At 65.3% G+C, this 14107-nt stretch carries 12 protein-coding genes; 9 read left to right on the top strand and 3 right to left on the bottom strand.

The features are described from left to right. Positions 1-48: 48 nt before the first annotated feature. Complete coding sequence (locus AC1DP9_RS01265; protein ID WP_477106408.1) at positions 49-1152, bottom strand: aromatic ring-hydroxylating oxygenase subunit alpha; 1104 nt, start codon at positions 1150-1152, stop codon at positions 49-51. A 489-nt stretch (positions 1153-1641) separates the two neighbouring features. On the opposite strand from AC1DP9_RS01265, the gene AC1DP9_RS01270 reads away from it, so the two are divergent. The 4 genes from AC1DP9_RS01270 (at position 1642) to folE2 (ending at position 5708) form a co-directional block, all read left to right on the top strand. Continuing rightward, positions 1642-1944, top strand: coding sequence for an exodeoxyribonuclease VII small subunit (locus tag AC1DP9_RS01270; RefSeq protein ID WP_149135484.1), 303 nt, complete (start codon positions 1642-1644; stop codon positions 1942-1944). Continuing rightward, positions 1941-2825 (top strand): polyprenyl synthetase family protein, encoded by an 885-nt coding sequence (locus AC1DP9_RS01275; RefSeq protein ID WP_092290358.1) that lies wholly within the window; start codon positions 1941-1943, stop codon positions 2823-2825. The genes AC1DP9_RS01270 and AC1DP9_RS01275 overlap by 4 nt, the downstream gene beginning before the upstream one ends. 44 nt (positions 2826-2869) lie before the next feature. Beyond that, positions 2870-4789, top strand: a complete 1920-nt coding sequence (dxs, locus tag AC1DP9_RS01280; protein WP_092290356.1) for a 1-deoxy-D-xylulose-5-phosphate synthase — start codon at positions 2870-2872, stop codon at positions 4787-4789. 112 nt (positions 4790-4901) lie between these two features. Then, complete coding sequence (gene folE2 / locus AC1DP9_RS01285; protein ID WP_092290354.1) at positions 4902-5708, top strand: GTP cyclohydrolase FolE2; 807 nt, start codon at positions 4902-4904, stop codon at positions 5706-5708. A 159-nt stretch (positions 5709-5867) separates the two neighbouring features. On the opposite strand, the gene tsaD is transcribed toward folE2, so the two are convergent. After that, a complete protein-coding gene (tsaD, locus tag AC1DP9_RS01290; protein ID WP_477106409.1) occupies positions 5868-6911 on the bottom strand; it encodes a tRNA (adenosine(37)-N6)-threonylcarbamoyltransferase complex transferase subunit TsaD in 1044 nt (347 codons plus the stop codon). 153 nt (positions 6912-7064) lie between these two features. Between tsaD and AC1DP9_RS01295 the strand changes: the two genes are divergently transcribed. From AC1DP9_RS01295 to dnaG, 4 genes are all read left to right on the top strand, one after another. Then, positions 7065-8318 carry a BaiN/RdsA family NAD(P)/FAD-dependent oxidoreductase gene (locus tag AC1DP9_RS01295; protein WP_477106410.1) on the top strand — a complete coding sequence of 418 codons (1254 nt, stop codon included), beginning with the start codon at positions 7065-7067 and terminating at the stop codon, positions 8316-8318. 125 nt (positions 8319-8443) lie between these two features. Beyond that, positions 8444-8656 carry a 30S ribosomal protein S21 gene (gene rpsU, locus AC1DP9_RS01300; protein ID WP_092290348.1) on the top strand — a complete coding sequence of 71 codons (213 nt, stop codon included), beginning with the start codon at positions 8444-8446 and terminating at the stop codon, positions 8654-8656. A 138-nt stretch (positions 8657-8794) separates the two neighbouring features. Next, positions 8795-9244, top strand: a complete 450-nt coding sequence (locus tag AC1DP9_RS01305) for a GatB/YqeY domain-containing protein (protein WP_477106411.1) — start codon at positions 8795-8797, stop codon at positions 9242-9244. Between the two features lie 216 nt (positions 9245-9460). Beyond that, entirely contained in the window at positions 9461-11302 is a 1842-nt protein-coding gene (gene dnaG, locus AC1DP9_RS01310; protein ID WP_092290344.1) for a DNA primase, read from the top strand. A 162-nt stretch (positions 11303-11464) separates the two neighbouring features. On the opposite strand, the gene AC1DP9_RS01315 is transcribed toward dnaG, so the two are convergent. Next, complete coding sequence (locus tag AC1DP9_RS01315) at positions 11465-11797, bottom strand: hypothetical protein (protein WP_255370671.1); 333 nt, start codon at positions 11795-11797, stop codon at positions 11465-11467. Between AC1DP9_RS01315 and rpoD the strand changes: the two genes are divergently transcribed. Beyond that, positions 11796-14105: an RNA polymerase sigma factor RpoD gene (gene rpoD, locus AC1DP9_RS01320; protein ID WP_477106412.1), complete on the top strand. Its 2310-nt coding sequence runs from the start codon at positions 11796-11798 to the stop codon at positions 14103-14105. The genes AC1DP9_RS01315 and rpoD overlap by 2 nt on opposite strands. The last annotated feature ends 2 nt before the right edge of the window (positions 14106-14107 follow it).

Here is a 14107-nt window from a genome sequence, read left to right on the forward strand (position 1 = left end):
GGGCGAATAGCGGGCGATAACCGACCACGGTGGTGGCCCGCCGGCGCCTCAGCCGGTGTACTGCATGGCTCCCCGATACCACTCGTGGAAGTGCTGCATGCCGTCTTCCATCGGCGACTGGTACGGACCGGTCTCGCTGACGCCGCGCTTCATCAGCGCCCGGCGGCCGGCGTCCATGCGCTCGGCGATCTCGTCGTCCTCGATGCACGTCTCCATATAGGCGGCGCGCTCGGCCTCGACGAACTCGCGCTCGAACAGCGCGATTTCCTCGGGGTAGTAGAACTCCACCACATTGCGGGTCTTGCGCGGACCCACCGGGTGCAGCGTCGAGATGACCAGCACGTTGGGGTACCACTCCACCATCACGTTGGGGTAGTAAGTCAGCCAGATCGCGCCGTGCTTGGGCAGCTTGCCGTTGTTGAAGCGCAACACCGCGTCGTGCCACTTTTGGTACGTCGGGCTACCCGGCCGCTTCAGGCCCTGGTGCAGGCCCACGGTCTGCACGCTGTGCCATTCGCCGAACTCCCAGGTCAGGTCGTCGCACGAGACAAAGCTGCCCAGTCCCGGGTGGAACGGCACGACGTGGTAGTCCTCCAGATAGACCTCGATGAAGGTCTTCCAGTTGTAGTCGCACTCGTGCACTTCCACGTGGTCGAGCATGTAGCCGTCGAAGTTCAGGTCCTCGGCCACGCCCATGCGCGCGAGGTCCGCGCGCACGTCGCGGGCGCCCTCGAACAGCAGGCCGTTCCAGTTCTGGAGCGGCGACCGGTTCAGGTGGACGCACGGCTGCTGCGCGAAATGCGGCGCGCCGAGCAGGTCACCCTTGAGGTCGTAGGTCCAGCGATGGAGCGGGCAGACGATGTTCTTGGCGTTGCCGCGGCCGTTCAGCATGATGGCCTGGCGGTGGCGGCAGACATTCGACAGCAGCTCGATACCTTCCGGATTGCGGACCAGCATGCGGCCCTCGTCCTCGGCGGCGAGCGTGTGGAAATCGCCCGTCTCCGGGACCATCAGCGTATGGCCGACGTATCCCGGGCCCTTCTTGAACAGCAGTTCCAGTTCTTGTTGATGCAGCGCCTCGTCAAAGTAGACATCCACGGGCAACTGCGAATCAGCCGGCGCCAGCTTGAGCGCGGTGCTGAGATTGGACATTATCCCCACTCCCTAGTAACAGGCGAAAGCAGTGAACAACCCAACCATCGAAATATGAGAAATCGATTTGGGAAACCCTGTCAGACGAGCCGGGCGCGGTCCGGTTCCCCGGCGGGACTGGCCGAAACTGAGTTCGGTGCAGGCGGGCACAGGGCGGGAGCGGCGTTACCACAAAGACACGCAAAAGCTGGCAACGGGCGGCCCTTGGCACGGCGTCGCCGATCTCGCTGACGAGGGCGGAATTGTACCCGAGCCAAAAACTTAAGGGTCTGATTATTTTGCCTTTTTAGCGAAAAAGTCGACCCGGGTCGTCATGGAGGTGCCCTTTGGATCGCATTCGGAATGACGACCATAGCGCACAGGTCACTTCCATGAAATGAGGTGATCGATGGATAACATTTCGTGCGTGTACGCCACGTTGACGATACGTATCTGCGGCCAAGTCCGGGATTGGCGTAAAATCCCTAATTCCCCTGAACAAGGCCCGACATGCCAAAACCCACGACCACACCGGTCCAGCCTGACGACGCGCCCGCAGCCGGCGCGCAGCCAGCCTCTTACGAGGCCGCCATGGCGGAGCTGGAAACCCTAGTGGCCAGCATGGAAAGCGGCGAACTGCCCCTCGAGGCCTCTCTCACCGCGTACCGTCGCGGTGCCGAACTGGTGCGCTACTGCCAGCAGAGCCTGGAGCGGGTGGCGCAGCAGGTCAAAGTACTGGAGGGCGACGCGCTGAAGCCGCTGGCTGGCGAGTCCCGTCCCGATAACAACAGCAACGGCACAGATTTCGAATGAGCGATTTCGCTACCTGGATGCGGGCGCAGGGCGCCCGGACCGAGGCCGCCCTGGACTCGGCACTGCCGTCCACGGACACAATTCCACACACCTTGCACGAGGCCATGCGCTATGCTGTCCTCGGCGGTGGCAAGCGGGTACGCCCGCTGCTGGTACACGCGGCTGGTGAAGTGGCCGGTGCCACACCCGAGGCATGTGACGCGGCGGCCTGCGCGGTGGAGATGATCCACGCTTACTCGCTGGTCCACGACGACATGCCCTGCATGGACGATGACGACCTGCGGCGCGGGCGCCCCACAGTGCACAAGGCCTATGACGAGGCCACCGCGCTGCTCGTGGGTGACGCATTGCAGACCCAGGCGTTCATCCTGCTGGCCCGCACCCCGGCGCTGGCGCCCGAAGCGCGCCTGAAGCTGGTGGACGAGCTGGCCGTGGCCTCGGGCTCGGTCGGCATGGCCGGCGGGCAGGCCATCGACCTGCAGAACGTGGGCCTGGCGATGTCGCGCGACGCGCTGGAAGCCATGCACCGGATGAAGACCGGCGCCCTGCTGCGCGCGAGTGTGCGCATGGGAGCGTTGTGCGGAAGTATCGATCCCGCCGGCCTGGCCGCGCTGGACCGCTACGCGGCTGCCGTGGGATTGGCGTTCCAGGTGGTTGACGATATTCTGGACGTCACGGCCGATACGGCAACCCTCGGCAAGACCGCCGGCAAGGACGCCGCCAATGACAAGCCGACCTATGTGTCGCTGATGGGCCTCGATGCCGCGCGCGCGCTGGCTGCCCAGTTGCGCACCGATGCCCACGAGGCATTGGCGGGATTCGGCACCCGGGCAGGCCGGCTGGCCGAACTGGCCGACCTGATCGTGCTGCGCTCCAATTGAACTGACAAGCCGGACATAGAGAATCCGGCGGCCGAACGGACATCATGACCTACACGCTGCTCAACAAAATCGACGAACCCGCAGACCTGCGCAAGCTGGATCGACGCCAGCTCGACACGCTGGCTGACGAACTGCGCGCCTATGTGCTGGAATCGGTCTCCCAGACCGGCGGGCACCTGTCGTCCAACCTCGGCACGGTGGAGCTGACCATTGCGCTCCACTATGTGTTCGATACCCCGTCCGACCGCGTGGTCTGGGACGTGGGCCACCAGAGCTACCCCCACAAGATCCTGACCGGCCGCCGCGACCGCATGTCCACGCTGCGCCAGTACGGCGGCATCTCGGGCTTCCCGCGCCGCGCGGAGAGCGAGTTCGACACCTTTGGCACCGCCCACTCGTCCACCTCGATCTCGGCCGCGCTGGGCATGGCCCTGGGCGCCCGCACCAAGGGCGAGAAGCGCGTCGGCATCGCCGTGATCGGCGACGGCGCGATGACCGCCGGCATGGCCTTCGAAGCGATGAACAACGCCGGCGTCTACAAGGACCTGCCCCTGCTGGTGGTGCTGAACGACAACGACATGTCGATCTCGCCGCCGGTGGGCATGCTGAACCGCCACCTCGCGCGCCTGCTCTCCGGCCAGTTCTACGCGGCCACCAAGAAGGGCATCGAACGCGTGCTGTCGGTGGCCCCGCCGGTGCTGGAATTCGCAAAACGGCTGGAAGAACATGCCAAGGGCATGGTCGTGCCGGCCACGCTGTTCGAGGAATTCGGCTTCGACTACATCGGCCCGATCGATGGTCACGACCTGAACTCGCTGGTGCCGACGCTGCAGAACATTCGCCAGCGCGCGCTGGAAGGCCACGGCCCGCAGTTCCTGCACGTGGTGACCAAGAAGGGCCAGGGCTACAAGCTGGCCGAGGCCGACCCGATCCTGTATCACGGCCCCGGCAAGTTCAATCCGGCCGAGGGCATCCGCCCGTCTGCCAAGCCGTCGCGCAAGACCTACACGCAGGTTTTCGGCGAATGGCTGTGCGACATGGCCGCCGCCGACAAGCGTGTGATCGGCGTGACGCCGGCCATGCGCGAGGGCTCGGGCATGGTCGAGTTCGAGAAGCGCTTCCCGGACCGCTACTACGACGTGGGCATCGCCGAGCAGCACGCGGTGACCTTTGCCGGTGGTCTGGCCTGCGAGGGACTGAAGCCGGTCGTGGCGATCTACTCGACCTTCCTGCAACGCGGCTATGACCAGCTGATCCACGACGTGGCGCTGCAGAACCTGCCCGTGGTGTTCGCGCTGGACCGCGCCGGCCTGGTGGGCGCCGATGGCGCCACGCACGCCGGTGCCTACGACATCGCCTACCTGCGCTGCATCCCCAACATGATGGTGATGACGCCGGCCGATGAGAACGAGTGCCGCCAGTTGCTGACCACGGCGTTCCAGCAGGATTGCCCGACCGCCGTGCGCTATCCGCGCGGCGCCGGCGCCGGCGTGGCTACCGAGGCCGCGCTGACCGCGCTGCCGGTAGGCAAGGGCGAGATGCGCCGCGAGGGCCATGCCCGCGCGGGCCAGCGCGTGGCGTTCCTGGCGTTTGGCTCGATGCTGCACCCGGCACTGGGCGCGGCCGAGGCGCTGGACGCCTCCGTGGCCAACATGCGCTTCGTCAAGCCGCTGGACGTGGAGCTGGTGAAGTCGCTGGCCGCGAACCACGACTACCTCGTGACTGTGGAAGAGGGCAGCACGATGGGCGGCGCTGGCAGCGCGGTCCTGGAGGCGCTGGCCGAGGCTGGCATCGACATTCCAGTGCTGGTGCTGGGCCTGCCCGACAAGTTCATCGATCATGGCGATCCGGCGTTCCTGCTGTCGCAGTGCGGCCTCGACGCCGCCGGCATCGAGCGTTCGGTGCGCGAGCGTTTCGCCATCGCCGAGGCGCCCGTCAAGGTCGCCACGCCGCGCGTGGCCTGATCCGCACGGCAGTTCCAGGCAGTAAAAGCCGGCGCGGCCCATCCCGCGCCGGCTTCTTTTTTCACACTCGTTGCGCGGGGGATGACCGCCGCGACCGTAAAGGAAACCGTAGATGAACGACATCAATCCCGCCTTCGTCATGCCCGACGTGCAGTCGAGCGTGGACACCCGCCAGATCGTGATCCAGCGCGTGGGCGTCAAGGGCGTGCGCTATCCGCTCTCGCTGAAGACCCCGGCCGGCGTAGTGGCCACCGTGGGCACCTTCGATCTCGATGTACGCCTGCCGGCGGACCAGAAGGGCACGCATATGTCGCGCTTCGTGGCGCTGCTGGAGGACCACCGCGCCCCGCTCGACCTGGCCGCGTTCCGCACGCTGCTGGACGACATGCTGGTGCGCCTGGAAGCCGACGCCGGCCGCATCGAGGTCACGTTCCCGTATTTCATCTCGAAGACCGCGCCGGTGTCCGGCGTGGAATCGCTGATGGACTACGCGGTCACGCTGACGGGTGAGGTCCGCGACGGCCAATCGCGCCTGTGGTTGACCGCGCTGGTGCCGGTGACCAGCCTGTGCCCGTGCTCGAAGAAGATCTCGCAGTACGGCGCGCACAACCAGCGCTCGCATATCACGATGCGCGTGGAACTGGTCGGCGACCTGCCCGTGGAAGCGCTGGTGCGCATGGCCGAGGAAGAGGCGTCGTGCGAACTGTGGGGTCTGCTCAAGCGCCCGGACGAGAAGTTCGTGACCGAGCGCGCTTACGAGAACCCGAAGTTCGTCGAAGACCTCGTGCGAGACATCGCGATGCGGCTCAACGCCGATGCGCGGATCGTCGCGTACACGCTGGAAGCGGAGAATTTCGAGTCCATCCACAATCACAGCGCCTACGCCGTGATCGAGCACGACAAGCGGCAGCCCGCCTGAGCGCGTCGTCGCCAAGAAAAAAGCCACCCTCGGGTGGCTTTTTTACTCGTTGCACGGCGGATCAGAGGAGGTTCACCGCCGGCGTGCCTGCCAGCACCTCCACCACCTTCGTGCTGGCCGTAGCCGGCTGCCGATCGGACCTGGAGGATTCCCTCGACCTTAGGCCTCAGGCGGGCAAGCGGGCAGGCGGATGTCGGCCAGATCCCAGCGCGGCGTGACGCCGTAGTCGTAGCCGTGACGGGCCACCTGCGGCGCCGCCTGGAGCCGCATGGCGCCGGCAAACGCGATCATCGCACCGTTATCGGTGCAGAAGGCGAGGTCGGGGTAGTAGACGTCCACCTTGCGGCGGCGGCCCATCTCGTTCAGGCGCTCGCGCAGTTGCTGGTTGGCGCCCACGCCGCCGGCCACCACCAGGCGCTTGTGCCCGGTCTGCTTGAGCGCGGCGAACGACTTGGCCGAAAGCACGTCGACGATGGCATCGACAAAGGCGCGCGCGAGGTTGGCACGATCCTGCTCGCACGGATTCGAAAGCTTGCGGGTTTGTGTCAATACGGCGGTCTTGAGCCCCGCGAACGAGAAATCGAGATTGCCCGAATGGAGCATCGGCCGGGGCAGGTCGAACGCGCCCGGCGAGCCGAACGCGGCCATCCGCGACACTTCCGGGCCACCCGGATAGCCGAGGCCGAGCAGCTTGGCGGTCTTGTCGAAGGCTTCGCCGGCGGCATCGTCGAGGGTCTCGCCCAGCAGCGTGTAGTCGCCCACGCCCTTGACCTCCATCAACTGCGTATGGCCGCCCGAGACCAGCAGCGCGATGAACGGGAAGGGCGGCGGCGCGTCGGTCAGCAGCGGCGAGAGCAGGTGGCCTTCCAGATGATGGACGCCCACCATGGGCACGTTCAGCGCGAATCCGAGTGCGTTGGCGACGGAAGCCCCCACCAGCAGCGCGCCGGCGAGCCCCGGCCCCTGGGTGTAGGCGATGGCGTCGATGTCCTGGCGCGTGCGGCCGGCGTCGTCCAGCACCTGGCGCAGCAGGGGCAGCACGCGGCGGATATGGTCGCGCGAGGCCAGTTCGGGCACCACGCCGCCGTATTCGCGGTGCATGGCGATCTGCGAATGCAGCGCGTGCGCGAGCAGGCCGGCCTCGGTGTCATAGAGGGCCAGCCCGGTTTCATCGCAGGAGGATTCGATACCGAGGACGAGCATGGAAAACAGGAACGGCCAGTGCGATAAACGCTGAATTGGCGTCGATCGTGCCGGCAAGTGCGCATAAATAGGGAAGGACAGCAGGGTAGCACAGCGGCAGGCGGTGCGCCGGCGCGGCTTTTCGCTACAATCCACGCTTCTTGAAAGGCAGGTATGACAACAGGGGCGATGAAGGGCAAGGCCGAGCGGTTCGACGTGGCAGTGCTGGGCGCGGGTGCGGCCGGCATGATGTGTGCCGCCGTGGCCGGGCAGCGCGGGGCGCGTGTGGTGCTGATCGACCACGCGACGCGGCTCGCTGAGAAAATTCGCATCTCGGGCGGCGGTCGCTGCAATTTCACCAATCTCCAGGCAGGCCCGGCCAATTACCTGTCATCGAACCCGCATTTCTGCCGGTCGGCGCTGGCGCGCTACACCCCGCAGGACTTCCTGGCGCTGATGCGCCGGTATGACATCGGCTGGCATGAGAAACATCGCGGCCAGCTGTTCTGTAATAACAGCGCCGAGGACGTGATCCAGATGCTGCGCGCCGAATGTGACGCGGGCAGCGTGCACTGGCGCACCGGCTGCACCATCGATGAGATTCGCCGCGAAGGCGATGACTATCTGCTGCTGACCACGCAGGGCACGGTCCGCGCCGGTGCGGTGGTCGTGGCGACGGGTGGTTTGTCGATCCCGAAGATCGGCGCCACCGATTTTGGCTATCGCATCGCCCGCCAGTTCGGGCTCAAGATGATCGATACGCGGCCCGCCCTGGTGCCGCTGACGTTCGATGGTCAGGCGTGGCAGCCCTTCGTGCCGCTTGCGGGAGTGTCGATGGAAGTCGACATCAGCACCGGCAGCGGCAAGGCGGCCGGCGCGTTCAAGGAAGATCTGCTGTGGACGCACCGCGGGCTGTCCGGCCCGGCCGTGCTGCAGATTTCCAGCTTCTGGCGCCCCGGCACGCCGATCGCGATCGATCTGTTCGATGGCGAGGATGCCGCCGACTGGCTGATCGGACATAAAAAGGGCAGCCGCAAGCATCTGGCGAACCTGCTCGGCGAACGCCTGCCGTCGCGGCTGGCCGACGCATGGTGCGCGGCGGCCGGCCTGCCGGGCGCCCAGCCGGTGGCGGACCTGCCGGACAAGGCGCTGCGCCAGCTTGGCGACGCGCTGAACCGCTGGCAACTGGTGCCCTCGGGCACCGAGGGCTACAAGAAGGCCGAAGTGACGATCGGCGGCGTGGACACGCGCGGGCTGTCCTCCGCCACGATGATGGCGCGCGAGGTGGACGGGCTCTACTTCATCGGCGAGGTGGTCGACGTKACCGGCTGGCTGGGCGGCTACAACTTCCAGTGGGCCTGGGCATCGGCCGTCGCGGTCGGCGAAGCAGTGGCGGAAGCGTCACGTGGCGCGAGCGCTGTGGCGTAGCCGGCACGGTCCGTCCAGGCGGGGCCGATGCGCGTGCAGCGTCACAGGCCTTGCGCTACAATCGGCGCTCTCATCACGCTGGCAAGGGCTGGCAGCCGGCAGTCTCTTCTTTCCTTTTTGGCCAAATGACGACGATTCGCCTCAAAGAAAATGAACCGTTCGAAGTCGCGATGCGCCGCTTCAAGCGCACCATCGAGAAGAACGGGCTGATTACCGAACTGCGCGCGCGAGAGTTTTACGAGAAGCCGACCGCCGAGCGCAAGCGTAAGCGGGATGCCGCAGTGAAGCGCCATTACAAGCGCATCCGCAGCCAGACGCTGCCCAAGAAGCTCTACTGATCGCGCCTTGCGTCAGCTCCGAACCCGCTGCGGGCATGGCTCCGGCGGGTTTTTGCGTTAAGGTCCAATTATCGGTCCGGGCGACGCCGCGCTGGCGCGCGCCTGGTTGCTGTCCATCCATTCTTTCGGAAATCTGCCATGTCCCTCAAAGCCCGCATCAACGACGACATGAAGGCCGCCATGCGCGCCCGTGAATCCGAGCGGCTCGGCACCATCCGTCTGCTCATGGCCGCTATCAAGCAGCGCGAGGTGGATGATCGTGTGGAGCTGGATGACGCCGGGATCACCGCCGTCGTGGACAAGATGCTCAAGCAGCGCAAGGACTCCATCTCGCAGTTCGAGCAGGCCGGCCGTACCGACCTCGCTGACAAGGAGAAGGCCGAGGTGGAAGTGCTGACCGCCTATATGCCGGCCCAGCTGTCCGAGGCCGAAGTGGCTGCCGAAGTCCAGAAGGCCGTGACCGAGTCCGGCGCGGCCGGTCCGCAGGACATGGGCAAGGTCATGGGCTTGGTCAAGGCGCGCCTGGCAGGCCGCGCCGACATGACGGCCGTCTCGGCGCTGGTCAAGGCGGCGCTGGCGGGCAAGTGATCGACTGGCAATCGGCAAATTTTGGGTGTTGGCGTGGCGTTGGGCGAAGAAGCCGTCAGGTTGACGGGGCTTGGCGATGAAAGCCCGGTTTTTCGGGCGCCACGTTGCATCTGCACTACAATGATTCGATAGCCACCGGGCGACGTTCCGGTCACGCATTCACAGAAAAGCGGTCGCCAACGCGGCAGGCCGCCCTCCATCAGGACGGTCAGTCGGGTGATTCCGCAATCCTTTATTCAGGACCTGCTCAACCGTGTCGACATTGTCGATGTGGTGGGCAAGTATGTGCAGCTGAAGAAGGGCGGCGCCAATTTCATGGGCCTCTGCCCGTTCCATAACGAGAAATCCCCGTCGTTCACGGTGTCGCCGACGAAGCAGTTCTATCACTGCTTTGGCTGCGGCGCACATGGCTCGGCCATCGGCTTCCTGATGGAGTATTCGGGCCAGTCCTATCCCGATGCGGTGCGCGAGCTGGCGCAGTCCGTGGGGGTGACGGTGCCCGAGGAGCGCGACCGCCTGCCGCCGGCCCAGCGTGCCGAGCAGCAGGCCAAGACCGTGGCGTTGTCCGATGCCATGACGCGCGCCACCGAGTTCTATCGCAAGCAACTGCGCGGGGCGCCGCAGGCCATCCAGTACCTCAAGGGGCGGGGCCTGACCGGCGAGATCGCGGCGAATTTTGGCCTGGGCTACGCGCCGGACGACTGGCAGGGCCTGGAAGCCGTCTTCGGCAGCTACCGGGACGACAATGTGGCTGCCCCGTTGGTCGAGGGCGGGTTGCTGATCGAGTCGAGCGAGAAGCGCGATGCCGACGGCAAGCCGCGCCGCTATGACCGCTTCCGCGACCGCATCATGTTCCCCATCCGCAACACCAAGGGGAATGTGATCGGCTTTGGGGGCCGGGTAATGGGTCAGGGTGAGCCAAAATACCTGAACTCCCCGGAAACGCCGCTTTTCAGCAAGGGAACGGAGCTGTACGGCTTGTTCGAGGCCCGGCACGCCATCCGCGAAAATGGCTACGTGTTGGTGGTGGAAGGCTATATGGATGTGGTGGCGTTGGCCCAGTTGGGCTTCGCCAATGCCGTGGCCACGCTTGGCACCGCGTGCACGACCGTGCACGTGCAGAAGCTGTTGCGCCAGACCGACGCAGTGGTGTTCTCGTTCGATGGCGACTCTGCGGGCCGGCGCGCGGCGAGGCGGGCGTTGGAAGCGTGTTTGCCGCACGTTGCCGACAACAAGACGATCCGTTTCCTGTTTTTACCGTCAGAACACGATCCTGACAGCTATGTACGGGAAGAGGGCACCGATGCCTTCGCCCGGCAAGTGCAGACCGCGATGCCGCTGTCGCGCTTCCTGCTCCAGGTGGTCACCGAGGAACAGGACCTGCGCCAGCCCGAGGGCCGCGCCCGTGCCCAGTACGAGGCCAAGCCGCTGCTCCAGTCGATGCCGGCCGGCGGATTGCGCCTACAGATCGTGCGCGAACTTGCCGATGCTACCGGTACGACACCTGCCGAGATCGAGGCCGTGTGCGGATTGGGCAGCGATTCGTCGCGGGTGGGGCGTTTCGCCCAGCCCAGGCCGCGCGCGCGCCGTCAGGCGCCGACCGGGCTGGAGCAGCGCGTGATTCAGTTGCTGATGAGCTATCCGTCGCTCGCTGGACGTCTCGATGCCGATACGCGGGCGCTGCTGCTAGACAGTACAAGGCCGGAGGCCGAAGTACTCGCTCACTTGGTGGATGCCTGTGATGGCCTCCAGGGGGCGGTGAACTTCGCGGCATTCAGCGAGCATCTGGCGCAAACGCCCTATGCCGAGGTCTACGCGGGAGCCCGGACGGCGGTGCTCAAGGAAGAAATCGAGGAAGAGCCGGCGACGATGGAATTCGACGGCGCCATCCACAAATTATTGGCAGAACCCCTGCAGCGCGAGTTGGAAGCGCTCCAAAAGGCAGTTTCGGCCGGTGGGGCCAGCGACGCGGAAAAAACCCGCATGGTCTGGCTGGTGGCCGAGGTGCAGCGCCGCCGCCAGCTTGGCTTGCGGCCCGCCACGGCCGATGGAGCCTGAGCTGGCGGGGTGTTGGACAGGGTGCAGTGGAAAGGTGAAATGGGGGCTTGAGTGCACAACGGTAGGTGTCCAGACGGGGATATCTGGCGCTTGTCCGGTGCTTAAGCCTTGATTTTTCAGGTGAAAACCTTACCTGAGTGGAAGCCGGGTGTTGGTGACGTGCTACAATGCCCGGTTTGGATTGCGAAATCTCTCTCCAGTACTGGCGAAAGTGAGCGTGCCAATGGCAAAGGCCAAAGCAACCGAAAGGGTAGCCGATAAGGCGCCCTCCAAAGCTCCCCAATCAGGGAGCGGCAAGGCGTCCGTGAATACAACGGCGGCGAAGACTTCGACCGCGACAGTCAGGACGACAACAGCCCGGTCTGCGCCAGCAAAGCCCGCGCACGGTGCAACTGCACCGGCAGGGACCACTTCCGCCAGGAATCGCATATCCGAAAAGACAAAGCCCTCGACTTCGGCACGCGAGAGCGGCGATAGCGCCAATACGAGCGGCATGCATGCCGCTTCTGCACCCGTGAAAGGCAAGAGTATCACCGTGGCGAAACAGCAGAATACCGAAGTCGAGAGCAAGCGTGCGGCAACGACGGCCAGCACCCGGAACGGAGCCGCCAAGACTGGCGCTGCCGCCGTGGCGCCAAAGGCCCGTGCCGCGACTCCCGCACCCGTTGCATCCGAGCCTCCCGCTGCCCCGGCCGTCAAGCCGGAGCCCAAGAAGCGTGGCCGCAAGCCCAAGGCCGAGATGCAGCAAGACGACAGCACCCCTGAAGACGTGACTGAAGAGTTTTACGAAAAAGACGCGCCAGCGGCCGCCGCACCCGCCGCCACCGCTGCGCCCAAGACCGAGAAGCAGAAGGCCAAGGACCGCAAGGCCAAGGAAAAGGCGCTGCTCAAGGAGTTCGCCTCGACCCAGCAGGGCACGGAGGAGGAACTCGAGGTCCGCCGCCAGAAGCTCAAGGCGCTGATCAAGCTCGGTAAGTCGCGCGGCTACCTGACCTACGCGGAAATCAACGATCACCTGCCGGACGACATGGTCGATTCGGAAACGATCGACACGCTGGTCGCCACGCTGAACGACATCGGCATCGCCGTCTACGAGCAGGCGCCGGACGCCGAAACGCTGCTGCTCAACGACAACGCGCCGTCCGCCACGAGCGAGGAAGAGGCCGAGGAAGAGRCGGAAGCCGCACTTTCGACCGTCGATTCCGAATTCGGCCGCACCACCGACCCGGTCCGCATGTACATGCGCGAAATGGGCACGGTGGAGCTGCTGACGCGCGAGGGCGAAATCGAGATCGCCAAGCGGATCGAAGCGGGCCTGAAGGACATGGTCATGGCCATCTCGGCCTGCCCGGTCACGATTTCCGAGATCCTGGCGCACGCCGAGCGCGTGGCGAACGACGAGATCAAGATCGACGAGTTCGTCGATGGCCTGATCGACCCGAACGCCGACGACGTGGCGGTAGCAGCCCCGGCTGCGGCCGCAGCGGCAGCCGAGGAGGAAGATGTCGAGTCCGACGAGGAAAGCGACGGCGACGAGGAAGACGAGGACGACAGCGCTGCTGGCGGCGCGGCTTCCGCACGTCAACTGGAAGAACTGAAGCAGAACGCGCTGGAGAAATTCCGCGTGATCGCCGAGCAGTTCGACAAGATGCGCCGTGCCTTCGAGAAGGAAGGCTACAAGTCCAAGCCGTACGTGAAGGCGCAGGAAGCGATCCAGGCCGAACTGATGGGCATCCGCTTCACCGCGCGTAACGTGGAGCGCCTGTGCGACACGCTGCGTGGCCAGGTGGATGAGGTGCGCAAGCTCGAACGCGCGATCCTGAACATCGTCGTGGACAAGTGCGGCATGCCGCGCTCGGACTTCGTCGCCCGCTTCCCGGGCAACGAGACGAACCTGGACTGGATCGAGACCGTGGTGGCCGACCACAAGGGCTACAGCACGATCGTCGAGCGTAACGTGCCGGCCGTGCACGAACTGCAGCAGAAGCTGATCGACCTGCAGGCGCGCGTGGTGCTGCCGCTGAAGGAGCTGAAGGACGTCAACCGCAAGATGTCCGAGGGCGAGAAGCGCGCCCGCGAGGCCAAGCGCGAGATGACCGAGGCCAACCTGCGTCTGGTGATCTCGATCGCCAAGAAGTACACGAACCGTGGCCTGCAGTTCCTGGATCTGATCCAGGAAGGCAACATCGGCCTGATGAAGGCGGTGGACAAGTTCGAATACCGTCGCGGCTACAAGTTCTCCACGTACGCCACGTGGTGGATCCGCCAGGCCATTACGCGTTCGATCGCGGATCAGGCACGCACGATCCGGATTCCGGTGCACATGATCGAAACGATCAACAAGATGAACCGGATTTCGCGTCAGATCCTGCAGGAAACGGGCAACGAGCCCGATCCGGCAACGCTGGCCGAAAAGATGGAGATGCCGGAGGACAAGATCCGCAAGATCATGAAGATCGCGAAGGAGCCGATCTCCATGGAAACGCCGATCGGTGACGACGACGACTCGCATCTGGGCGACTTCATCGAAGACACGAACACGCTGGCGCCGGCCGAGGCCGCGCTGCATGGTTCGATGCGCGACGTGGTGAAGGACGTGCTGGACAGCCTGACGCCGCGCGAGGCCAAGGTGCTGCGGATGCGTTTCGGCATCGAAATGAGCACGGACCACACGCTGGAAGAAGTGGGCAAGCAGTTCGACGTGACGCGTGAACGGATTCGCCAGATCGAGGCCAAGGCACTGCGCAAGCTGCGCCACCCGAGCCGCTCCGACAAGCTGAAGAGCTTCCTGGAAGGCAACTAAGC

The sequence above is a fragment of the Cupriavidus sp. 01L43 genome, assembly GCF_056399925.1.